Below are 22731 nucleotides of genomic sequence, written 5' to 3' on the forward strand. Positions count from 1 at the left end.
ACGGGCGCCCGACTCCCGCTGACGGCCGGCGCACCGGCTCTCAGATCACCAGCTGACCGGCAGCGCCTTGCCCTCCTCGTAGCCCGAGGCCGACTGCAGCCCGACCACGGCGCGCTCGTGGAACTCGGCGGCGCTGCGCGCCCCGGCGTAGGTGAAGGAGGAGCGGACGCCCGAGGTGATCATGTCGAGCAGATCCTCGAGCGAGGGCCGCAGGGGGTCGAGGTAGATCGTCGAGGACGAGATGCCCTCCGCGAAGAGGCGCTTGCGCGCGAGCTCGTACGCGTCGAGCCGCCCGAACCGCTCCTGCACGGCCTTCGCCGACGCCATGCCCCAGCTCTCCTTGTAGACGCGGCCGGCCGCGTCCGTCCGCAGCTCGCCCGGCGCCTCGATGGTGCCGGCGAACCAGGACCCGACCATCACGGAGGAGGCGCCCGCCGCGAGGGCGAGTGCCACATCGCGGGGGTAGCGCACTCCCCCGTCCGCCCAGACGTGCGCGCCGAGCTCGCGTGCCCGCTCCGCCGTCTCGAGCACGGCCGAGAACTGAGGCCGGCCGACGGCGGTCATCATGCGGGTGGTGCACATCGCGCCGGGTCCGACGCCGACCTTGAGGATCGACGCGCCCGCCTCGACGAGGTCCTGCACCGCCTCCGCGGTCACGATGTTCCCCGCGGCGATCGGGACCCCGAGATCCAGTGCCGACACCGTCCGCAGCGCCCGCAGCATCGACTCCTGGTGCCCGTGGGCGGTGTCGAGCACGAGGACGTCGACACCGGCGGCGACGAGGGCGCGCGCCTTCGCGGCCACGTCGCCGTTGATGCCGACGGCGGCGGCGACGCGCAGCCTGCCGTCGGCGTCCAGCGCCGGGTCGTAGATCGTCGAGCGCAGCGCTCCGGTGCGCGAGAGCGTGCCGACCAGGGCTCCGTGGTGCAGCACCGGGGCGAAGTCGAGCCCCGCCTCGACCATGAGATCGAAGGCGGCGCGGCCGGTCGTGACGTCGTCGGCGTCGATCGACGGCGCGGCGTGGTGCACGAGGTCCCCGAGCAGCGCGTCGGGGAGCGCGGTCGCGAGCCGCGAGGCGGGCACGCAGCCCAGCACCGCCCCGCCGGCGTCCTGCACCACGAAGCCGTGGCCCTCCACGGCGGGCAGGATCGCGAGCGCCTGCTCGACGGTCGTCGAAGGATCCGCGGTGAGCGCGCCGGAGAAGGCCACCGGCTGCTCCTTCACCCAGCGGATCGCCGCGTCGAGAGACTGCAGCGGCATGTCCTGCGGGAGGACGCCCAGACCGCCTCGCCGGGCGAGCGCCGCGGCGAGCCTCGGACCCGTCACCGAGTTCATGTTGGAGGAGACCAGAGGGATCGTCGCTCCGGTGCCGTCGCCCGGGGCGAGCGAGACGTCGAGCCTGCTCGTGACCGAGGATCGGCCGGGGACGAGGAACACGTCCGAGTAGGTGAGATCGCCTGAAGGGGTTCCGCCGGAGAAACGCATGCCTGGAACGCTACTCCGGCCCGCCCGCGGGGCCGGTGACCGAGATCCGGGCTAGGCTTGACGACCGGGACGGGACCAGGCGACGACGCCGGTGCTCACGGGCGAGGACGACGTTCTCGCGGTGTGGTGCAGGCGTCGAGGGATGCGCGGGCCCGTCCGGATGATCGAGGACGAATCAACGGAGAGAGTGGGCGATCGGCTGTGTCGAGCCAGTTGACCGGAGTGGGAACAGACCAGGGCGCGGAGGACTTCGGAGCCAACGAGTGGCTCGTGGAGGAGCTGTACGAGCAGTACAGCGCCGACAAGGCCTCCGTGGACGAGTCCTGGTGGCCGATCCTGGAGCGCTACGGTCAGCAGCTGGCGGCGAAGGCGCCGGCGGCTCCTCCCGCGCCGCAGCCTCCCGCCGAGAAGCCGGCCGCTGAGAAGCCGGCCGCCGCGGGTCCCTCGACCAGCGCGGGTGCCACGGTGACGCATCCCGTCACCGCGCCGCAGACCGGCGCCGCGCCGGCCTCGCGCACCACGTCCAAGGAGCCGAAGAAGGCTCCGATCCCGGCCGATGCACCGGTGGGCAAGCCCGCCGACGTCGACACGGAGGCGCAGGAGGAGGACGTCGTCACTCCGCTGCGCGGCATGGCGAAGAGCCTCGCGACCAACATGGACGCCAGCCTCACCATCCCGACGGCGACCAGCGTCCGCACGATCCCGGCGAAGCTGATGATCGACAACCGCATCGTCATCAACAACCACCTGCGCCGCACCCGCGGCGGCAAGGTCTCGTTCACGCACCTGATCGGCTGGGCGCTCATCCGCGCGCTCAAGGACTTCCCGAGCCAGAACGTCTACTACGACGAGCCCGGCGGCAAGCCCTCCGTCGTCGCCCCGGCGCACGTCAACCTCGGCATCGCGATCGACATGCCCAAGCCCGACGGCACCCGCGCCCTGCTCGTCCCGAGCATCAAGCGCGCCGACACCCTGAGCTTCACCGCCTACCTGTCGGCCTACGAGGACCTCGTCAAGCGCGCCCGCGGCAACAAGCTCGTCGCCGGCGACTTCGCCGGGACCACCCTGTCGCTGACCAACCCGGGCGGCATCGGCACGGTCCACTCCGTGCCCCGCCTGATGAAGGGCCAGGGCTGCATCATCGGCGCCGGCGCGCTGGAGTACCCGGCCGAGTTCCAGGGCTCGTCCGAGAAGACGCTCATCGAGCTGGGCATCGGCAAGACGATCACGCTCACCTCGACCTACGACCACCGCGTCATCCAGGGTGCGGGATCCGGCGAGTTCCTCAAGATCGTGCACGAGCTGCTGCTCGGCGGCCGCGGCTTCTACGAGGACATCTTCGCGGCGCTGCGCATCCCCTACGACCCGATCCACTGGTCGACCGACATCGCCGTCGACCTCGCCGAGCGCGTCTCGAAGACCTCGCGCGTGCAGGAGCTCATCAACTCCTTCCGCGTGCGCGGCCACCTCATGGCCGACGTCGACCCGCTCGAGTACGTGCAGCGCTCGCACCCGGACCTCGCGATCGAGAGCCACGGGCTCACCTTCTGGGACCTCGACCGCGAGTTCGTGACCGACGGCTTCGGCGGCAAGCGCCAGCTGAAGCTGCGCGACATCCTCGGCATCCTGCGCGACTCCTACTGCCGCACCGTCGGCGTCGAGTACATGCACATCCAGGACCCGGAGCAGCGGGCCTGGATGCAGCAGAAGCTCGAGCGCGGCTACGAGAAGCCCGGCCACGACGAGCAGCTGCGCATCCTCGGCCGCCTCAACGAGGCCGAGGCGTTCGAGACCTTCCTGCAGACGAAGTACGTCGGTCAGAAGCGCTTCTCGCTCGAGGGCGGGGAGTCGCTCATCGCGCTCCTGGACGCCGTGCTGCAGGGCGCGGCCGACGAGAAGCTCGACGAGGTCGCGATCGGCATGGCCCACCGCGGTCGCCTGAACGTGCTGACGAACATCGCCGGCAAGACCTACGGTCAGATCTTCCGCGAGTTCGAGGGCACCCAGGACCCCAAGACCGTCCAGGGCTCCGGCGACGTGAAGTACCACCTCGGCACCGAGGGCGTCTTCCGCGGTGCCGGCGGCGAGGAGATCCCCGTCTACCTGGCGGCGAACCCCTCCCACCTCGAGGCCGTCAACGGCGTGCTCGAGGGCATCGTCCGCGCCAAGCAGGACCGCAAGCCCATCGGCACCTTCACCACCCTCCCGATCCTCGTGCACGGCGACGCGGCGATGGCGGGTCAGGGCGTGGTCGTCGAGACCCTGCAGATGTCCCAGCTGCGGGCCTACCGCACCGGCGGCACCATCCACATCAACATCAACAACCAGGTCGGCTTCACCACGCCTCCCCACGAGGCGCGGACCTCGGTCTACTCGACCGATGGCGCGAAGACCATCCAGGCGCCGATCTTCCACGTGAACGGGGACGACCCCGAGGCCGTGGTGCACGTCGGCCAGCTCGCCTTCGAGTACCGCCAGCGGTTCCACCGCGACGTGGTCATCGACCTGATCTGCTACCGCCGCCGCGGGCACAACGAGGGCGACGACCCCTCGATGACCCAGCCGCTGATGTACAGCCTCATCGAGGCCAAGCGCTCGGTGCGCAAGCTCTACACCGAGGCGCTCGTCGGCCGCGGCGACATCAGCCAGGAGGAGTACGACCGCTCGCATCAGGACTTCCAGGACCGCCTCGAGCGCGCGTTCGCCGAGACGCACGCCGCGCAGACCGGAGCGATCCCCGTGATCTCGCCGGACGGCGACTCCGTGGCCGACCTCGAGCTGCCGGACGCCCAGCAGGGCGGCGACTACCCGGGCGAGCCCGAGAGCACCGGCGTGAAGGAGGAGGTCGTCCGCCTGATCGGCGACGCCTTCAACAACCCGCCCGAGGGCTTCACGGTGCACCCCAAGCTGCAGCAGCTCCTCGCGAAGCGCCAGGAGATGAGCCGCTCGGGCTCCATCGACTGGGCGTTCGGCGAGCTGCTCGCGCTGGGCTCACTGCTGATCGAGGACACCCCGGTGCGCCTCGTCGGCCAGGACACCCGTCGCGGCACCTTCGTGCAGCGCCACGCGGTGCTGCACGACCGCGGCAACGGCCAGGAGTGGCTGCCGCTGATGAACCTGTCGGAGCAGCAGGCGCGGCTCTGGATCTACGACTCCCTGCTGTCGGAGTACGCGGCGATGGCCTTCGAGTACGGGTACTCCGTCGAGCGACCCGACTCGCTCGTGCTCTGGGAGGCGCAGTTCGGCGACTTCGCCAACGGCGCGCAGATCGTCATCGACGAGTTCATCTCCTCCGCCGAGCAGAAGTGGGGCCAGCGCTCGTCGCTCGTGCTCCTGCTTCCGCACGGTTACGAGGGCCAGGGCCCGGACCACTCCTCCGCCCGCATCGAGCGCTACCTGCAGATGTGCGCCGAGCAGAACATGACGGTCGCCCGCCCGTCGACTCCGGCGTCGTACTTCCACCTCCTGCGCCGTCAGGCGTATTCGCGTCCGCGCCGACCGCTCATCGTCTTCACCCCGAAGGCGATGCTGCGACTGCGCGGTGCGTCGAGCCCGGTCGAGGACTTCACCGCCGGCCGGTTCGAGCCCGTGCTCGACGACGCCCGCATCCAGGACGCGTCGGCCGTGAAGCGCGTGCTGCTGCACGCCGGCAAGGTCCACTACGACCTCAGGGCCGAGCTCGAGAAGAAGCCCGACGACGGCATCGCCCTCGTGCGCCTCGAGCAGTACTACCCGGCGCCGATCGAGGGGCTGCGTGCGATCGCCGAGCGCTACCCGGACGCGGAGTTCGTCTGGGTGCAGGACGAGCCCGAGAACCAGGGCGCCTGGCCGTTCATCGCGCTCGAGGTCGCTCCGCAGATCGGACGGCCGATCCGGGTCGTCTCGCGCCCGTCCGCGGCGTCGCCCGCGGCGGGCTCGGCCAAGCGGCACGCCTCCGAGCAGGCCGACCTGCTGGCGCGGGCCCTCACCCGGTGATCTCCGGCTCGTGAAACGACGTTCGGCTCGTCAGAACCCGGGGTTCTGACGAGCCGAACGTGTTCCTGCGAGCCGGAGCGGAGCCGGAGGCGCCTGCGCGGGCCGGACGCGAGCGCGTCGACCCGAGCGCGCGAGCTAGGCGCTGACTGTCTCCGTCGAGTGCGACGCCTGCGCCTCGCGCAGCATGCCGAGCACCTGGGCGCGGAGGTCCTCCGGCGCCGTCTCCTTGCACGCGCGCTGCACCGCGACAGTCAGCACGACGCCGACCTTCGCCTCACCGGAGCAGTCGGGGCAGTTCGCCATGTGCTCGCGGATGTCGGCGGCATCCTCCTTGCACAGCTCGTTGTGCAGGAACTCCTCGAGTTCCGCCTTCGCTTTGGTGCAACCGCAGTCGGTCATTTCGTGCTCCCGGAAGTGAAAGCGGCGCGGAACCCGCGCTCGCGTGCGTAGTCGGTGAGTCGTTCGCGCAGCATGCGGCGGCCGCGGTGCAGCCGGCTCATGACGGTCCCGACGGGGGTCTTCATGATGTCCGCAATCTCCTGGTAGGAGAATCCTTCGACATCGGCGAAATACACGGCGAGCCGGAAGTCCTCCGGGATCGCCTGCAGGGCCTCCTTGACGGCGGTGTCGGGGAGGTGGTCGATCGCCTCGGCCTCGGCCGAGCGGCTGGACGTGGCCGTCGTCGACTCCGCGCCGCCCAGCTGCCAGTCCTCGAGCTCGTCGATGGCGCTCTGATAGGGCTCGCGCTGCTTCTTGCGGTACGAGTTGATGAACGTGTTGGTGAGGATCCGGTAGAGCCACGCCTTGAGGTTCGTGCCCTGCTCGAACTGGCGGAACGCGCCGAACGCCTTCGCGAACGTCTCCTGGACGAGGTCCTGGGCGTCGGAGGGGTTCTTCGTCATCCGCAGACCCGCCGCGTACAGCTGGTCGATGAAGGGCAGCGCCTGCTGCTCGAAGAGCGCGCGGAGGTCGACGGGCGCGTCGGGCTCGACGGTCGCGGCGTCGTCGAGGGACTCCTCGACGGTCTCCTCGATCGTCTGCTCCGCCTCGTCGGGCGCCGGCGCCTCGGCGGCGGTGCGGGGGCGTGTGGTGTCGTCGCGTGTCATCACAAGCGATCCTAAGCCGCGCAGGCCCGCGGGCACCGGGGTGGACGCCGCGCCCGGGAGGCGCACGGGGCGCTCGAGGACCGCTTCCGCTGATGCTGACGCCATGCTCCGCCTCCGTTCCTCCGCTGCCGACTATCCTGATAACCGATGGTCTTCTCGCGTTATTCCGCTCCCGAGTTCGATCCGTACGGCGACGCCCGCGCGCTCCCCGGAGAGGACGACTGGTCGGCGCCCACGGCGGCCGGGCCGCTCGACGCGGTCGTCGAGCTCCCCGGCTCGAAGTCGCTGACGAACCGCGAGCTCGTGCTCTCGGCGCTGGCGTCGTCCCCGTCGACCCTGCGCGCTCCGCTGCACTCGCGCGACAGCGCTCTGATGATCGAGGCGCTCCGGTCGCTCGGCACCGGCGTCCGCGAGTCGGGCGCCACCGGCGCGTTCGGCGCCGACCTCGTGGTCGAGCCCGCGGAGGAGCTGCTCGGCTCCACGACGATCGACTGCGGACTCGCGGGCACGGTCATGCGCTTCGTGCCGCCGATCGCGGGTCTCGCCCTGGGCCCGACCACCTTCGACGGCGACGCCTACGCCTACAAGCGCCCGATGGGCGCGACCATCGCGTCGCTCCGCTCGCTCGGCGTCGACGTGGCCGACGACGGACGGGGCTCCCTCCCCTTCACGGTGCACGGCTCGGGATCCGTCCGCGGCGGCGCGGTCACCGTCGACGCCTCCCGTTCGAGCCAGTTCGTGTCGGCGCTCCTGCTCACCGGCGCCCGCTTCGACGAGGGCCTGCACCTGCGCCACGTCGGAGAGCGGCTCCCCAGCCAGCCGCACATCGACATGACGATCGCCTCCCTCGCGGCCCGCGGCGTCGTCGTCGGCACCCCCGCTCCCGGTGAGTGGACCGTCGAGCACCAGGAGATCTCCGGCGCCGACGTCCTGCTCGAGCCCGACCTCTCGAACGCCGCGCCGTTCCTCGCCGCCGCTCTCGTCACCGGCGGCCGCGTGCGCCTGCGCAACTGGCCCGAGACCACGACGCAGGTCGGCGCACACCTCGAGCGCTTCCTCCCCCTCTTCGGCGCGAGCGTCGAGCGCGACGGCGGCGACCTCGTCGTCACCGGCGGCGACGAGATCCTCGGCGTCGACCTCGACCTGTCGGAGGGGGGCGAGCTCGCTCCGGCGCTGGCCGCCCTGGCCGCGCTCGCGTCGACTCCGAGCACGCTCACCGGGATCGGCCACATCCGCCACCACGAGACCGATCGCCTCGCCGCCCTCGCGGCCGAGATCACAGGTCTCGGCGGCTCCGTCACCGAGCTCGAGGACGGCCTGCGGATCGAGCCCGCGACGCTGCACGGCGGTCGCTGGCGCACCTACTCCGACCACCGCATGGCGCACGCCGGGGCCATCATCGCCCTCGCCGTCCCCGGAGTGGTCATCGAGGACATCGCGACGACGTCCAAGACCCTCCCGCAGTTCCCCGAGCTGTGGCGCACGCTGGCGGGATCGGTCTAGCCGTGTCCTGGTGGACCGACAGCGGCCTGGACGCCGACGGCGTCCTCGACGACTTCGACGGCTACGACGAGTCGGACGCCCGGGTCCGGCCGAACCCTAAGGGCACCAAGCCGCGCACCAAGAACCGGCCCAGCTACGAGGACGCCGAGATCGCGATGGTCCTCGGGGTCGACCGCGGCCGCTACACCGTGATGATCGGCGACGGCACTCCCGAGGAGCACGAGTTCACCGCGGCCCGCGCCCGCGAGCTGCGCCGCCAGGCGATCGTCGCCGGCGATCGGGTCGACGTGGTCGGCGACACGACGGGCGACGAGGGCACGCTCGCCCGCATCGTCCGGATCCGCGACCGCTCGACGCTGCTGCGCCGCAGCGCCGACGACACCGACGCCATCGAGCGCGTGATCGTCGCGAACGCCGACCAGATGCTCTGCGTCGTGGCCGCCGCCGACCCCGAGCCGCGCACGCGTCTCGTCGACCGCTACCTCGTGGCCGCGTTCGACGCGGGCATCACGCCGATGCTCTGCATCACCAAGACCGATCTCGCCGATCCCGGGCCGTTCCTGAAGAACTTCGAGGGCCTGGACCTGCGCGTGTTCCTCTCGAGCCAGGACGAGCCCCCGGTCGACGAGATCGCCGAAGCGCTGCTCGGGCACGAGACCGTCGTCGTGGGCCACTCCGGAGTCGGCAAGTCGACCCTCGTGAACAAGCTGGTGCCCGACGCGCACCGCGCCACCGGCCACGTGAACACGGTCACCGGCCGGGGGCGCCACACCTCCTCCTCCACCGTCTCGCTGCGCGTCGAGCGCGACGACCGGCACGGCTGGGTCATCGACACCCCTGGAGTCCGCTCGTTCGGCCTGGGCCACGTGAACACCGACAACATCCTCGGAGCGTTCACGACGCTCGCCGTCCTCGCGGAGGACTGCCCGCGCGGCTGCACCCACCTCCCCGACTCCCCCGACTGCGCGATCGTCGAAGCCGTCGAGAAGGGCCTGCTCGGCGCGAGCGGCCCCGAGCGCCTCGACTCGCTGCAGCGACTCCTGACCACCTTCGCCCCGACCGACGGAAGCAGACGATGACGAGCACCGCCCTCCCCCCGATCCCCGCCGACGAGAGGCTCGCCGCGGGCGACACCGCTCCGGACTTCACCCTGCCGGACCAGGACGGGACGCCCGTCGCCCTGGCGTCGTACCGCGGGACGCGCGTGATCGTCTTCTTCTACCCGCAGGCCGACACCCCCGGCTGCACGACCGAGGCCTGCGACTTCCGCGACAGCGTGTCGTCGCTCCGCTCGCAGGGCTACGAGATCCTCGGAGTCTCGCGCGACACCCCGGAGGCGCTGCGCCGCTGGGCGGACGAGCAGCACCTCGACTACCCGCTGCTGAGCGATCCCGACATGGCCGTGCACCGCGCCTACGGCGTCTGGGGCGAGAAGAACTCCTACGGGAAGACGATCGTCGGCGTGCTGCGCTCGACGTTCGTCGTGGGCGCCGAGGGCGAGCTGGAGTTCGCGCAGTACAACGTCCGCGCCACCGGCCACGTGCAGGCGCTGCGCAAGAAGCTCGAGCTCGCCTGAGCGGGGCTCAGAAGCCCTCGTTGGAGCGCGGGGCGTAGTCGGCGCCGAGGGCGCTCAGCTCCTCGGCGCTCAGCTCGAGGTCGACCGAGGCCACTGCGTCGTCGAGGTGGTGCATCTTCGTCGCTCCGACGATCGGGGCGGTCACGGCCTGCTGCTGCCGCACCCAGGCGAGGGCGATCTGCGCGCGGGACACTCCGCGCTCCTCGGCGAGGCGCGCGACCGTCGCCGCGGTCCGCCGGTCGGAGTCCTCCTGCTGGTGGTAGAGCGTCTTGCCGTAGAGGTCGGTCTCGGTACGTCCCGTCGTCTCGTCCCAGTCGCGGGTGAGGCGGCCGCGCGCGAGCGGCGACCACGGGATCACTCCGACGCCCTGATCGAGGCAGAAGGGGTGCAGCTCGCGCTCGTCCTCGCGCTGGATCAGGTTGTACTGGTCCTGCATCGACACGAAGCGCGTCCAGCCGCCGAGATCGGCCGTGTACTGCGCCTTCGCGAACTGCCACGCCCACATGCTCGACGCTCCGATGTAACGTGCCTTGCCGGAGCGCACGACGTCGTGGAGCGTCTCCATCGTCTCCTCGATCGGCGTCTCGGGGTCCCAGCGGTGGATCTGGTAGAGGTCGACGTAGTCCGTGCCGAGTCGGCGGAGACTGTCGTCGATAGCGCTGAGGATGTGGCGGCGCGAGAGCCCGCCGCCGTTGGGGCCGGGGCGCATGCGGCCGTGCACCTTGGTCGCGATGACGACCTCCTCGCGGACCGCGAAGTCGGCCAGCGCGCGACCCACGATCTCCTCGCTCGTACCGTCGGAGTAGACGTCGGCGGTGTCGAACGTGGTGATGCCCAACTCGAGCGCGCGGCGCAGGAACGGCCGGGACTCCTCCTCCCCCATGCTCCACGCGTGAGCGCCCCGCTCGGAGACGCCGTAGCTCATGCAGCCGAGGACGACGGCCGAGACCTGGAGGCCGCTGGAGCCGAGACGGGTGTGATGCATGGTGAGGCCTTCGCGTCGAGAGCAGGGACTCCCCAGCCTGGCAGCCGTGCCCGGGAAGGCGCTAGACGGCCTCGCGCCGGGTCGCCGCCACGACGCTCGGGAGGAAGATCGTGACCGCGGCGACGAGGGCCGGGCCCAGGAGCGCCCAGCCGATGTCCGGGACGGCGTACTGGCCTTGGAACGCGCCGAGTGCGACGGCCATCTGCACGAGCTGCAGAGTCAGCGCGGAACCGCGCATCCAGCTCCGGCGCCGGATCGCCCCGAGCGTGGTCGCGGCGGCCCAGCCGAGGGCGATGAGCCCCAGCACCACGATCGCGATGCCGCCGCCCGGAGTGTCGGAGCGCGTGGTCAGCAGCTCGACCAGCAGCCACCCCGCGAGCACGGCCAGGGCCAGGGTCTCGAGGGCCAGGATCGCGATGAGGAGGAGCAGCCCGAGGGGGTGCCGCGCGCTCTTCGGGCCGGTCGGAGGCGTGTTCGCGTCGATCATCACAGCCACATCCCATCCTGGACTCTTGATTCGGGTGAGCCACCATGAGAGGCTACTTGAGTTCGTTTCACCGCTCACAGGGTCGTGGGTTTCCGCAGATGTGAACAACCCGATCCTGTCGAGCCGCGAGGCCCGATCGCGACACGGGTGAGCTCGTCCGGATGAAACGGGCGTCACCCCGTCCACCACCCCGAACCGCCTTGCGCAGCCGCGTGAGGCCTCGTGGCGTGCGCCGGTGAGTGCGCCCTGATCCTCCGCCTCCGAACTCGATCATCGGCGTGACTCGATCATCTCACCCGAACACTGCGTGGTTCCTCCACGCACGCCTTCACACAAGGAGCACCTGCATGGACTGGCGCGACAAGGCCGCTTGCCTCACCGCTGACCCCGAGCTTTTCTTCCCCGTCGGGAACACCGGGCCCGCCGTCGACCAGATCGAGAAGGCCAAGTCGGTGTGCGCCCGCTGCACCGTCACCGAGGTCTGCCTCCAGTACGCCCTCGAGACCGGCCAGGACTCGGGCGTGTGGGGCGGACTCAGCGAGGACGAGCGCCGCGCACTCAAGCGCCGCGCCGCCCGCGCCCGCCGCGCCTCCTAGACGCACCGGCCGCACCGCGGCCCGCAGTTCCCGACCCCCGCTCGCCTCCCGGCGACGGGGGTCGTCCTGTTCCCGGAGTCAGTCGCGCGGGCGGGCGAGCCAGCGCAGCGGCATCTCGATGGTCACCTCGGTGCCGCGCCCGACGAGCGTGTGCCAGTCGATGGTGCCGCCGAGCTCGCCCTGGATGAGCGTGCGCACGATCTGGGTGCCGAGCCCCGAGCCGACCTTGCCCTCGGGCAGGCCCACGCCGGTGTCGCGCACCTTGACCGTCAGCACGTCCTCGCTGCGCGTGGCGACGATCTCGACATCGCCCTCGCGGCCGGCCAGCCCGTGCTCGACCGCGTTCGTGACGAGCTCGGTCAGCGCCAGGGCGAGCGGAGTCGCGTACTCGCTGGGCAGGTTCCCGAAGCTTCCACTGAGCTTGGGGTGCACCGTGGTGTTGTGCGTCGACGCCACCTCGGCGATCAGCATCAGCACGCGGTCGAAGACGGCGTCGAAGTCGACGTCCTGGTTGAGGCCCTCCGAGAGGGTGTCGTGCACGACCGCGATCGCCGCCACTCGGCGCATCGCCTGGGTGAGCGCCTCGCGGGCGAGGTCCGAGTGCGTGCGGCGGGCCTGGATCCGCAGCAGGGACGCGACGGTCTGCAGGTTGTTCTTCACCCGGTGGTGGATCTCGCGGATGGTCGCGTCCTTGGTGATGAGCTCGCGCTCCTGGTGGCGCAGCTCCGTGACGTCGCGGCAGAGGACGACCGCGCCGACCCGCTCGCCCCGATCGCGGATCGGGATCGCGCGCAGCGACACGGTCACTCCGCGCGCCTCGATGTCGGTGCGCCAGGGAGCCCGCCCGGTGACGACGAGCGGCAGGGATTCGTCGATGACGAGCTTGCCCTGGATGAGGCTCGTCGTGACCTCCGCCAGCGACTCCCCCTCGAGCTCGTCGGCGAAGCCGATGCGGTTGAACGCCGAGAGCGCGTTGGGGCTCGCGAAGGTCGTCACGCCGTCGACGTCGAGTCGGATGAGGCCGTCGGAGGCGCGCGGGGCGCCGCGCCGCGGTCCGGTGGGGGCGCCGAGGTCGGGGAAGTCGCCCGACGCGATCATCGAGAACAGGTCGTTCGCGCAGTCGTTGAAGGTCAGCTCCTGGCGACTGGGCGTGCGCGTCTCGCTGAGGTTGGTGTGCCGGGTGAGCACCGCGATCGGGCGTTCGGTGGTCTCGGGGTTCGAGGCGCCCAGGCGGCGGATGACCGGCACGGCGCGCACGCGCGTCGGGGTCTCCTCGAACCAGTCCGGGGCGGACGTGTCGACGATGCGGGCGGTCTCGAACGCCTCGACGACCTGCGCCCGCCACTCCGACTTGATGCGCTGACCGACGAAGTCGCGGTAGAAGAGGGTCGCCGCGCTGGAGGGTCGCGCGTGGGCGACCGCGACGAAGCTGTCGTCGGCGGTCGGCACCCACAGGACGATGTCGGCGAACGCCAGATCCGCGAGCAGCTGCAGGTCGCCGACCAGCAGGTGCAGCCATTCGACGTCCGCGTCCGTGGAGCGGCCGTGGGCGAGGACGAGATCACTGAGGGTCGACACGACGACCAGCCTAAGCGGTCGTTCAGGGCCACCCCGAACGGGTGAGCCGGGGCCTCGGAATCACCTCACAAGCCGCGTTGCGCGCCTGCTTATCCACAGTGGCGCGACCGGGACGATGGTGAGCATGTCTCGACTGCTTCGATGGGTCGTCCCCCGCGTCTGACCCTGAGCGCGACCCGCACCCGCCCGAGCAGAAAGGTGACCCGACCCATGGATCGCTCGTTCAGCCACTGGAGCACTCCGCATGAGCCGCCCCTCGCACTCCTTCGACTACCGCTCCCTTCCTCTCGAGGCCGGCGCCGCGGGACGGCCGACTGTCGCGTTCTTCGCCGCTCAGCCCGCGACGCGAGCGGAGCTGCCGGACCCGGAGCCGATCCTCGCGCGGCTCACGTTGCTGGTCGTCGAGATCCTCGCGGGCTCCCGTGAGATCGACCAGATCGCCCGCTGGCTGACCGACGACGTCTACCGGCATCTGCAGAAGCGCGTCGTGCTGGCGTCCCGCGCGAGGAGCCTGCAGAAGCGGCCGACGCACCGGATCCCGTTCACCGTCGGCCGGGTCGTGATGTCGGAGCCGCGCGACGGTGTCGTCGAAGCGGTCGTCCTCGTGCACAACCGCGTGCGCACCCGCGCCGTCGCGATCCGCCTGGAAGGCATGGATGCGCGGTGGCGCGCCACCGCCGTGAACGTGCTGTGACCGGCGCCTCGGCGCGGGCGGGGCACGCGAGCCGCGGATCCGCGACCGAGAACGCCGCAGGCCCCGCCCCCGCCGAAGCGGGAGACGGGGCCTGCGGAACGGGCGTCAGCGGCGCTTGGACTGCGCGCGGCGCTCCTGGCGGTTGGCGGGGGTGTCGTCCTCGCTCGGCGTCTGCCGGCCGAAGGCGCCGGTGGTGGAGGCGTCCTCCTCCTCGCCCTCGGGCAGCGCCGCGCGGGCCTCGGCGGCGCGGGCCTTGGCGGTGGCCGCCTGCTGCACCTGGCCGCGCTGGTTCCGGACCTCGACTCCGCCCGAGTCGCTCGGAGCCGAGTAGCTGAGCTTCTCGACCGGGGCGACGGGCTGCGCGAGACCCTTGGCGGCGACTCCGGCGACCTCGCCCTGCTTCTGGGTGACCTCGACCTCGAGGTTGAACAGGAAGCCGACGGTCTCCTCGCGGATCTGCCCCATCATCTGCTGGAACAGGGCGAAGCCCTCGCGCTGGTACTCGACCAGAGGATCGCGCTGCGCCATCGCGCGCAGGCCGATGCCGTCCTTCAGGTAGTCCATCTCGTAGAGGTGGTCGCGCCAGCGGCGGTCGATGACGGACAGCACGACGCGGCGCTCGAGCTCGCGCATCGCAGGCGAGCCCAGCTGATCCTCGCGGCGCTGGTAGGCGAGCTTCGCGTCCGAGAGGATCTCGCGGCGCATGAACTCCTTGTTGATGCGGCCGCGGCTGCCCGCCTCCTGCACGACCTCGTCGATCGTGAGGCTGATCGGGTAGAGCGTCTTGAGCTCGGTCCAGAGGGCGTCGAAGTCCCAGTCGTCGCCGTTGCCCTGGCCGGTGTGCACGTCGAGGATCTCGTCGATCACGTCGACGAGGAACTTCTGCGTGCGCTCGTGCAGATCGTCGCCCTCGAGGATGTGACGGCGGTCGGAGTAGATCGCCTCGCGCTGGCGGTTCAGGACGTCGTCGTACTTCAGGACGTTCTTGCGGATCTCGGCGTTGCGCGCCTCGACCTGCGACTGCGCGCTGCGGATCGCCCGCGAGACCACCTTCGACTCGATCGCGATGTCGTCCGGCACGTTGCCGCGACCCATGAGGGCCTCGGCGGCGCCCGAGTTGAACAGGCGCATCAGGTCGTCGGTCAGCGACAGGTAGAAGCGGCTCTCGCCGGGGTCGCCCTGACGGCCCGAGCGGCCTCGGAGCTGGTTGTCGATGCGACGGGACTCGTGGCGCTCGGTGCCGAGCACGTAGAGACCGCCGGCGGCCTGGACCTTCTCGGCCTCCTCGGCGACCTTCGCCTTGACGCCCTTGAAGACGTCGTCCCAGGCGGCCTCGTACTCGTCCGGGGTGTCGACGGGGCTGAGGCCCTTGGCGGTCATCTCGGCGACGGCGAGGAACTCGGCGTTGCCGCCGAGCATCACGTCAGTGCCTCGACCGGCCATGTTCGTCGCGACGGTGACGGCGCCGAGGCGGCCGGCCTGGGCGACGATGGCCGCCTCCCGCGCGTGGTTCTTCGCGTTCAGCACCTCGTGCCGCACGCCCTTCTTGGCGAGCAGGCGCGAGAGGTACTCGCTCTTCTCGACGCTCGTCGTGCCGACGAGGACGGGCTGGCCCTTCTCGTGGCGCTCGGCGATGTCCTCGACGACCTGCGCGAACTTCACCTGCTCGTTCTTGTAGACGAGGTCGGGGTTGTCGATGCGCTGCATCTTGCGGTTCGTGGGGATCGGGACGACGCCGAGCTTGTAGGTCGCCATGAACTCCGACGCCTCGGTCTCGGCGGTTCCGGTCATGCCCGAGAGCTTGGAGTAGAGGCGGAAGTAGTTCTGCAGCGTGACGGTCGCGAGGGTCTGGTTCTCGGCCTTGACCTGCACGCCCTCCTTCGCCTCGATCGCCTGGTGGATGCCCTCGTTGTAGCGGCGCCCGGCGAGGATGCGGCCGGTGTGCTCGTCGACGATCATGACCTCGCCGTTCAGCACGACGTAGTCCTTGTCCTTCTTGAACAGGGCGCGGGCCTTGATCGAGTTGTTCAGGAACGAGATCAGCGGGGTGTTGGCCGACTCGTACAGGTTGTCGATGCCGAGGTAGTCCTCGACCTTCTCGATGCCGGGCTCGAGGACGCCGACGGTGCGCTTCTTCTCGTCGACCTCGTAGTCCTCGCCCTCGACGAGGCGCTTGGCCAGCCCCGCGAACTCCGAGAACCAGCGGTTCGCCTCGCCCGATGCCGGGCCGGAGATGATCAGCGGCGTGCGCGCCTCGTCGATGAGGATCGAGTCGACCTCGTCGACGATCGCGAAGAAGTGGCCGCGCTGCACCATGTCCTGGGCCTGCCACGCCATGTTGTCGCGCAGGTAGTCGAAGCCGAACTCGTTGTTCGTGCCGTAGGTGATGTCGGCCGCGTACTGCTCGCGGCGCTGCTCCGGGGTCTGGCCCGAGAGGATCACGCCGGTCGTCATGCCGAGCGCGCGGAACACGCGGCCCATGAGCTCCGACTGGTAGGACGCGAGGAAGTCGTTGACCGTGACGATGTGGACGCCGCGGCTGGCGATGGCGTTGAGGTAGGCGGGGAGCGTGGCCACGAGGGTCTTGCCCTCACCGGTCTTCATCTCGGCGATGTTGCCGAGGTGCAGGCCCGCGCCGCCCATCAGCTGCACGTCGAAGTGGCGGAGGCCTAGGGTGCGGCGGGACGCCTCGCGGACGGCGGCGAACGCCTCCGGGAGCAGGTCGTCGAGCGATTCGCCGTTCGAGTAGCGCTCGCGCAGCTCGACGGTCTCGTTCTTCAGCTCCTCGTCGCTGAGGTGCGTGAAGTCCTCTTCGAGGGCGTTGACGGCTTTCGCGTAGTTCTCGAGGCGGCGGAGGATCCGCCCCTCCCCGACGCGAAGGACCTTTTCGAGAACTGAGGCCACGGGGTACTCCAAAACGTAGAAGGCAGGCGCCCGGCGCCAGAGCGCGGACCGCGACCAGCCTAGTCGCGGACCGCCGGGCGCGGATCGTCGGACGCGTCCGCCCTCGGCGGACGCACGGGTCCGCGCACGAGGACGGGCCCCGGCGCTGCACGCACCGGGACCCGTCCGAGGACCGCGAGGACCTAGACCGCGGTCTGCTCCGCGAGCTCGTCGGCCTCGTCGCCGAGGGAGATCACTCCGTAGTCCCAGCCCTTCCGGCGGTAGACCACGCTCGGGCGTCCGGAGTCGGCGTCGATGAACAGGTAGAAGTCGTGTCCGACGAGCTCCATGTAGTCGACGGCGTCGTCGACGCTCATCGAGACGGAGGCGAAGACCTTCTTGCGGATGACGACGGGGCAGTACGGCTCCTCCTCGACGTCGTCCACCGCCTCGGCGGGGGCGGTCTGCACCGGGATCACCCCGGTGCTGACGGCCTGGAGGACGGCGGCGTCGGCCGGCTGGATGCCGACTCCGCTGAAGTCCGCGGCCGCCGCGTCGCGCAACGACGTGGGCCGGTGCTGGCCTCGATGGACCTTCTTGCGATCCTTGGCTCGTCTCACGCGTTCGAGGAGCCGCCCGAGGGCCACGTCGAACGCCGCGTACTTGTCCGCTCCGTCGGCCTCGGCCCGCACCACGGGCCCCTTGCCGATCAAGGTGAGCTCGACGCGGTCGCCACCGCTCGCCCCCTTCGACTCGCTGTGGCGGCTCGCCCTGATCTCGAGCGCGAGCGCCCGGTCGGCGAGGTGGGCCACCTTCTCCGACTTCTCCGTCGCGTACGCGCGGAAGCGATCGGTGATGCCCAAGTTGCGTCCTGTGATGTCGATGTCCATGACAACCTCCCAGTCGAGTACGGCGTGCCGCCTTTCTCCGGGCGGACCGTTCACGCCGTGGAGCCCACCGTAGTCCCCGGTCACCGAAGTGTCACCGGACGTTCATCGGAAGACGCGTGCGGAGTTCCCGGGAGTCTCCCGACGATCCGGCGACCGCCGCAGCCCGGTGGCGCCCAGAGCGACGGCGCCGCGTACTGTTCCGCCCGCCGCCTCGACGGCGCGCCGGAGCTCGAGGAGCGTCGCGCCCGACGTGACCACGTCGTCGACGAGGACCGCTTCGAGCCCGTCGAGGCGGTGGCGCGCCGCGAACGCGCCGTCGAGGTTGCCGCTGCGCTCGCGCCGGTCGAGGCCCACCTGGTCCACGGAGCGACGCGTGCGCGTGATCGGACGCGCGACCTTCCCGCCGCAGCCGCGGACGAGGAGGTCGACGGGATCGTACCCGCGCCTCATCCGGCGGCCGTGCGAGCCCGGAGGGGCGACGAGCGTCGCCGCGCGGCCGTCGAGCGCGTGCGCGAGGGCCGGGCGCAGCCGGGCGGCGAGCGCACCGGCGGCGTCGCTCCGGCCCTCCTCCTTCAGGGCGACCACCAGTCGGCGCACGACCCCGGTGTACGGAGCGCCGGAGGTCACGACGAGCGGGCGCCCCGGCGGCCCGAGAAGGCGCACCGGGGGCGTCGGGAGGGCGGCGAGGGCTTCGGCGCAGTCGTCGCACGGCACGCGCACCACCGGGCGGCCGCAGGCGGGGCAGTCGACCGGGAGCAGGACCGCCAGGGCGTCGAGGAGGGAGTCGCGGAGCATGCGCCGAGCTTGGTCGGCAGCGGACCGGCAGGACACGCCGAGTGCCGGAGTCGGTCGCGGATCGTCCTGGGGAGGAGCCTCAGGACCCCATTCCGGTCTGTGTCGCGAGGAGCCGGACGTCCGTCGCGATCGTCTGCCACGCGGAGCCGCGCTGCTGGCGCAGCTCCCCGCCCTCGGCGAGGATCCGGATCTGCGTGGTCGCGTTGCCGGCCGCGATCTGCGTCGCTCCGCTCGTCGTCCCGAGGGGTGTCGCTCCTCCGCCGAGCTGGTGGAGGGTGACGACGTCCTCTCCTGTGGAGCCGCGGACGACCGAGACCACGTCGAGCTCGTCGGTCCAGCCCGCCGTCACCGCGGTGCCGAGGGTCGAGGCGAGGACGACGGGCTCGCCGACGGCCACCGGGTCGCCGCCGCCGGAGCGCGAGATCCCGGCCACGAGGACGGACGCCTGCTCGCCGTCCTGCACCAGGGCGAGCATCCGGGTGCCGTCCCTCGAGACCGAGAGCGAGGCGATCGTCTCGATCTCGGACCACGCCGTCGCGATCTGGAACGACTCCGTGCCGTCGGGCGAGTACGCGACGAGCTGGTTGGGCGCCGCCGACGGCACCGACCACACGTAGCCGAAGGGATCGATGGCCGGCGCGGTCAGCCCGGCGCGGGCGTCCAGGAGGACGTCCGCCTGATCCGGAGCGACGAGCGAGACCCCCGCGGCCGACAGCACCGCAGCGGCGGCCTCGGAGTCGGCGCCCCGCTGCTCGCCGAGGGCGACGGCTCGCGGCGAGAGCGCGCGCACCCGGTCCGACACCGCCGTCTCGGTCAGGCCGGCAGAGCCGAGGAAGCCGAACGCCTCGTCCGTGAGGACCAGCGGGCGGGTGTCGACGCGTGGACTGATCGGCAGTCCGCTCACCTCGACGGGCACCTCGATCGGGTTTTGCTCGACCGAGAGGGTCACGCCGGTCACGTTCGAGACCGAGGCGAGGCTGCGGCTGAGCTGGAGGCGCATGAGGCGCCACTGGCGCTCGTCGGCCTCGAGGGCGGCGGAGTTCAGATCGACCACGGCCTGCTGCGACTCGACCGGGACGGTCTCGGCGGCGAGCGCCGTGCCGGTCGGGAACGCCGAGGCGACGGCTCCGGAGTCGCTCAGCCAGGGCGTGGGGCCGCGCAGGAGCTCGGTGACGATCGTGGTGCTCGTCGAGCTGTCGGCGCGCGACGCGAACCAGCGGAGGTCCGGCACGAGGTACGTGTAGGACGGATCGAAGTAGTACAGCGCGTGGGTCGAGAAGACCTGCTCGAAGGTGGTGCGGTCGATGACGACGCCGCTGGGCGGCGCGCTGATGCGCCACTCCCCTTCCTCCTGGACGAAGCCGTAGTCGAGGCTCAGCGCCGTCGTCGACGAGACCTCGGTGTAGACGCCCGTCGCATCGACCTCGGCGACCGGCGTGATCGACAGCGTCAGCGTCGACGCCGACTGCTGTGCGGGCGAGCGCTGGCCCTCGTCCACCGTGACGTGCTCGCTTGGCGTCCAGTCGGCCCCAGAGGAGAGGAACTCCCGGGCGATCTTGTAGTTGCTCTGCGGGCTGGACGCCGCGTCGATGAAGCCGGTGAGGATCTCGCGCTGCGAGGCGCCCATCGCCGGCCCCGAGGGCAGGAAGTCGTATTGGAGGTCCTGCGGCGCGGCGTCCGGTCGCCCGACGCCCACGTCGCCGTCGCGCGGGATGCCCGCGCAGCCGACAAGCGCGAGCAGCAGGGCCGCGGCTCCGGCGAGCGCCCGGAGGCTCCGCCGGCTCACGGCACGGCCTCGGGCAGCGGGGGCATCACGATCGGACCGGTGAAGGCCTGCTCCCCCGCGTCCACGGGCGGGAGGGGCAGCGGCGAGGAGTCGATCCGCTCGCCGCGCCGACGCGGGATGGTCAGGCGGAAGCACGCTCCGCGGTCGGGCATGGACCAGACCTGCAGCCAGCCGTGGTGCAGGGCCGTGTCCTCCTGGGCGATGGACATGCCCAGCCCCGTCCCTCCCAGCGTGCGCTTGCGGGAGGGGTCCGCGCGCCAGAACCGGTCGAAGACCCGCACGACCTCCTCCGAGCTCATCCCGTGACCGTAGTCGCGGACGGCCAGGGCGACCGCCGTCGCGTTGCTGTCGACGGTGACGACGATCTCGCGGCCGTCACCGTGCTCGATCGCGTTGCCGAGGAGGTTGCGGACGATGCGGCGGATGCGGCGCGCGTCCATGTCGGCGTCGAAGTAGCCGCCGGGCGCGGACAGGGTCAGCACGGAGCCGTTCGCCTCGGCGATCCCGCGCATGCCGTCGATCTCCTCGCTCGCCAGGCGCACCAGGTTCACCGGCTCGAGCTCGAGCTCGGCGGATCCGGCGTCGTGCCGCGAGATCTCGAGGAGGTCGGCGAGCAGGCTCTCGAAGCGGGCGATCTGTCCGTGCAACAGCTCGACCGTGCGCTCGGCGACCGGAGGGAAGCCCTCGCGCTGGTCGTAGAGGACGTCGCCGGCGAGCTTCATCGTCGTGAGCGGCGTGCGCAGCTCGTGGGAGACGTCCGAGACGAACCGCTGCTGGACGCGGCTCAGCGTCGCGAGCTCGCTGATCTGCTCCTGCAGGCTGTCGGCCATGCCGTTGAAGGAGCGGGCGAGCGTCGCGATCACGTCCTCGCCCTTCTCCGGGATGCGCACGTCCCTGTCGCCGGCGGCGAGCCGCTGGCTCGTCAGCGCCGCGACGCGCACGGGAGCGACCACGAGGCGGACGACGACGTAGCTCACGGCCCCGATCAGCAGGATCAGGAGGAGGCCGGCGATGTTCAGCACCTGCTGCACGAACTGCAGGGTGCGCTCGGCGTCGGCGAGCGAGTAGCCGATGTAGAGCTCGTACCGCCCGGCGGAGCTGGGCAGCTCGAGGGTCGAGCCGACCAGGATGCCCGGCTGCTCCTGGCCGTCCGCGTCGAGCGTCACGGACTGCCAGTACTGCCCCTCGGAGCCCGCCTGCACCCGCTCGCGGAGGTCGGGGCTGATGACGCCGTCCTGCAGCTCGCGGTTGTAGATGTCCTGCGGCGCGAGCGAGGACGCGTCCTGGTCCGGTGAGCGCACGATCGCGATGAGCGCGGAGGAGGAGGCGTCCCGGATCGCAGTGCGGACCGAGCTCATCACCTCCTCCATGTCCTGCCGGGTCGAGACCGTGGCGGCGTCGAGGTAGCCCTGCGCGGCGCGGGTGGCGCGGGAGGTGTCCCCCGTGACCTGCGTCAACCGCGACTGGAAGAGGTTGTCGCTGATGCTGTACGACAGGTACGCGCCGGTCGAGCCGATCGCCACTCCGCTGAGCAGCACCGTGATCGCGACCGCGCGGAACTGCAGCGAGCGCCTCCAGGCGCGCAGCACGCGGCGGGGCCACCGGCGGACGCCGGCGACCGGGAAGCGGCGCGCGAGGGACACGGTCAGGCCGGCAGGACGGCGCCGGCGCGGTAGCCGACGCCGCGCACGGTCATCACGATCCGGGGGTCGTCCGGATCCTTCTCGACCTTCGCGCGCAGGCGCTGCACGTGCACGTTCACGAGCCGGGTGTCGGCCTTGTAGTGGTAGCCCCACACCTGCTCGAGCAGCATCTCGCGGGTGAAGACCTGCTGGGGCTTGGAGGCCAGCGCGAGCAGGAGGTCGAACTCGAGGGGCGTCAGGCCGATGCGGGTGTCGCCGCGGCGCACCTCGTGACCGGCGACGTCCAGGCTCAGATCCCCGACCTGGAGAACGGCGTTCGCCGCGACCTGCGCGGGCCGCAGGCGGGTCTTGATCCGCGCGACGAGCTCCTTCGGGTCGAAGGGCTTGACCATGTAGTCGTCCGCACCGGACTCGAGGCCCTGCACGACGTCCGAGGTGTCGGACTTGGCGGTGAGCATGATGATCGGCACGCCGGACTCGGCGCGGACCGCCCGGCAGACCTCGATGCCGTCCATGCCCGGGAGCATCAGGTCGAGCAGGAGGAGGTCGGGACGGGACCGGCGGAACGCCTCCAGGGCGCCGGAGCCGTCGGCGCAGAAGGAGACGTCGTAGTCCTCCGCCCGCAGCACGATGCCGATCATCTCGGCCAGGGCCGCATCGTCGTCGACCACCAGAATGCGCGCGCTCATCAGCCTGTCTTCCTCGTCCTCTTCTCGCGCTCACCCCCCTGGGCACCCGCGGATGTGCTC

At 71.2% G+C, this 22731-nt stretch carries 18 protein-coding genes; 6 read left to right on the top strand and 12 right to left on the bottom strand.

The window, feature by feature from the left end:
* Positions 1 to 45: 45 nt before the first annotated feature.
* Positions 46 to 1485 (bottom strand): GuaB1 family IMP dehydrogenase-related protein, encoded by a 1440-nt coding sequence (locus LRG51_RS05055; protein WP_230671499.1) that lies wholly within the window; start codon positions 1483 to 1485, stop codon positions 46 to 48.
* A 201-nt stretch (positions 1486 to 1686) separates the two neighbouring features.
* Between LRG51_RS05055 and LRG51_RS05060 the strand changes: the two genes are divergently transcribed.
* Positions 1687 to 5460 carry a multifunctional oxoglutarate decarboxylase/oxoglutarate dehydrogenase thiamine pyrophosphate-binding subunit/dihydrolipoyllysine-residue succinyltransferase subunit gene (locus LRG51_RS05060; protein WP_230671502.1) on the top strand — a complete coding sequence of 1258 codons (3774 nt, stop codon included), beginning with the start codon at positions 1687 to 1689 and terminating at the stop codon, positions 5458 to 5460.
* Positions 5461 to 5595: 135 nt separating this feature from the next.
* Here the strand turns inward: LRG51_RS05060 and LRG51_RS05065 are convergent, their stop codons facing one another.
* Both LRG51_RS05065 and LRG51_RS05070 read right to left on the bottom strand, forming a co-directional pair.
* Positions 5596 to 5859, bottom strand: coding sequence for a zf-HC2 domain-containing protein (locus tag LRG51_RS05065; protein WP_055788251.1), 264 nt, complete (start codon positions 5857 to 5859; stop codon positions 5596 to 5598).
* Positions 5856 to 6566, bottom strand: coding sequence for a sigma-70 family RNA polymerase sigma factor (locus LRG51_RS05070; protein ID WP_207406441.1), 711 nt, complete (start codon positions 6564 to 6566; stop codon positions 5856 to 5858). The genes LRG51_RS05065 and LRG51_RS05070 overlap by 4 nt, the downstream gene beginning before the upstream one ends.
* Positions 6567 to 6713: 147 nt before the next feature.
* On the opposite strand from LRG51_RS05070, the gene aroA reads away from it, so the two are divergent.
* The 3 genes from aroA to bcp are packed head-to-tail and all read left to right on the top strand — an operon-like array spanning position 6714 to position 9645.
* The gene (aroA, locus tag LRG51_RS05075; protein WP_230671504.1) at positions 6714 to 8069 is read left to right on the top strand and encodes a 3-phosphoshikimate 1-carboxyvinyltransferase; all 1356 of its coding nucleotides are present in this window, start codon (positions 6714 to 6716) and stop codon (positions 8067 to 8069) included.
* 2 nt (positions 8070 to 8071) lie between these two features.
* A complete protein-coding gene (gene rsgA / locus LRG51_RS05080) occupies positions 8072 to 9148 on the top strand; it encodes a ribosome small subunit-dependent GTPase A (RefSeq protein ID WP_082481028.1) in 1077 nt (358 codons plus the stop codon).
* Positions 9145 to 9645 (top strand): thioredoxin-dependent thiol peroxidase, encoded by a 501-nt coding sequence (bcp, locus tag LRG51_RS05085; protein WP_055788242.1) that lies wholly within the window; start codon positions 9145 to 9147, stop codon positions 9643 to 9645. Before rsgA ends, bcp begins: the two co-directional genes overlap by 4 nt.
* A 7-nt stretch (positions 9646 to 9652) precedes the next feature.
* Here bcp and LRG51_RS05090 read toward each other — a convergent pair whose 3' ends face one another.
* Positions 9653 to 10630, bottom strand: coding sequence for an aldo/keto reductase (locus LRG51_RS05090; protein ID WP_055788238.1), 978 nt, complete (start codon positions 10628 to 10630; stop codon positions 9653 to 9655).
* Between the two features lie 61 nt (positions 10631 to 10691).
* Entirely contained in the window at positions 10692 to 11126 is a 435-nt protein-coding gene (locus tag LRG51_RS05095; protein ID WP_442965559.1) for a hypothetical protein, read from the bottom strand.
* Positions 11127 to 11464: 338 nt separating this feature from the next.
* Between LRG51_RS05095 and LRG51_RS05100 the strand changes: the two genes are divergently transcribed.
* Positions 11465 to 11713, top strand: coding sequence for a WhiB family transcriptional regulator (locus LRG51_RS05100; RefSeq protein WP_055788231.1), 249 nt, complete (start codon positions 11465 to 11467; stop codon positions 11711 to 11713).
* A 78-nt stretch (positions 11714 to 11791) separates the two neighbouring features.
* Here LRG51_RS05100 and LRG51_RS05105 read toward each other — a convergent pair whose 3' ends face one another.
* Entirely contained in the window at positions 11792 to 13291 is a 1500-nt protein-coding gene (locus LRG51_RS05105) for a sensor histidine kinase (protein ID WP_055788228.1), read from the bottom strand.
* Between the two features lie 244 nt (positions 13292 to 13535).
* Here LRG51_RS05105 and LRG51_RS05110 point away from each other — a divergent pair, with 244 nt between their 5' ends.
* Complete coding sequence (locus LRG51_RS05110; protein ID WP_230671506.1) at positions 13536 to 13985, top strand: Rv3235 family protein; 450 nt, start codon at positions 13536 to 13538, stop codon at positions 13983 to 13985.
* Between the two features lie 105 nt (positions 13986 to 14090).
* Here LRG51_RS05110 and secA read toward each other — a convergent pair whose 3' ends face one another.
* The 6 genes from secA to mtrA all read right to left on the bottom strand — a co-directional run bounded on the left by secA (position 14091) and on the right by mtrA (position 22671).
* Entirely contained in the window at positions 14091 to 16889 is a 2799-nt protein-coding gene (gene secA / locus LRG51_RS05115; protein ID WP_055788225.1) for a preprotein translocase subunit SecA, read from the bottom strand.
* A 182-nt stretch (positions 16890 to 17071) separates the two neighbouring features.
* Positions 17072 to 17758: a ribosome hibernation-promoting factor, HPF/YfiA family gene (gene hpf / locus LRG51_RS05120; protein WP_055788221.1), complete on the bottom strand. Its 687-nt coding sequence runs from the start codon at positions 17756 to 17758 to the stop codon at positions 17072 to 17074.
* Positions 17759 to 17860: 102 nt separating this feature from the next.
* On the bottom strand, positions 17861 to 18553 hold the full coding sequence (locus LRG51_RS05125; protein WP_055788218.1) for a ComF family protein: 693 nt from the start codon (positions 18551 to 18553) through the stop codon (positions 17861 to 17863).
* 79 nt (positions 18554 to 18632) lie between these two features.
* Positions 18633 to 20339, bottom strand: a complete 1707-nt coding sequence (locus LRG51_RS05130; protein WP_055788215.1) for an LpqB family beta-propeller domain-containing protein — start codon at positions 20337 to 20339, stop codon at positions 18633 to 18635.
* Positions 20336 to 21982 (bottom strand): MtrAB system histidine kinase MtrB, encoded by a 1647-nt coding sequence (mtrB, locus tag LRG51_RS05135; RefSeq protein ID WP_230671508.1) that lies wholly within the window; start codon positions 21980 to 21982, stop codon positions 20336 to 20338. Before mtrB ends, LRG51_RS05130 begins: the two co-directional genes overlap by 4 nt.
* Positions 21983 to 21984: 2 nt before the next feature.
* Positions 21985 to 22671: an MtrAB system response regulator MtrA gene (gene mtrA, locus LRG51_RS05140; protein WP_055788207.1), complete on the bottom strand. Its 687-nt coding sequence runs from the start codon at positions 22669 to 22671 to the stop codon at positions 21985 to 21987.
* Positions 22672 to 22731: the final 60 nt, after the last annotated feature.

This window comes from Rathayibacter sp. Leaf248, assembly GCF_920939495.1.
GTDB classification, from domain to species: domain Bacteria; phylum Actinomycetota; class Actinomycetes; order Actinomycetales; family Microbacteriaceae; genus Rathayibacter; species Rathayibacter caricis.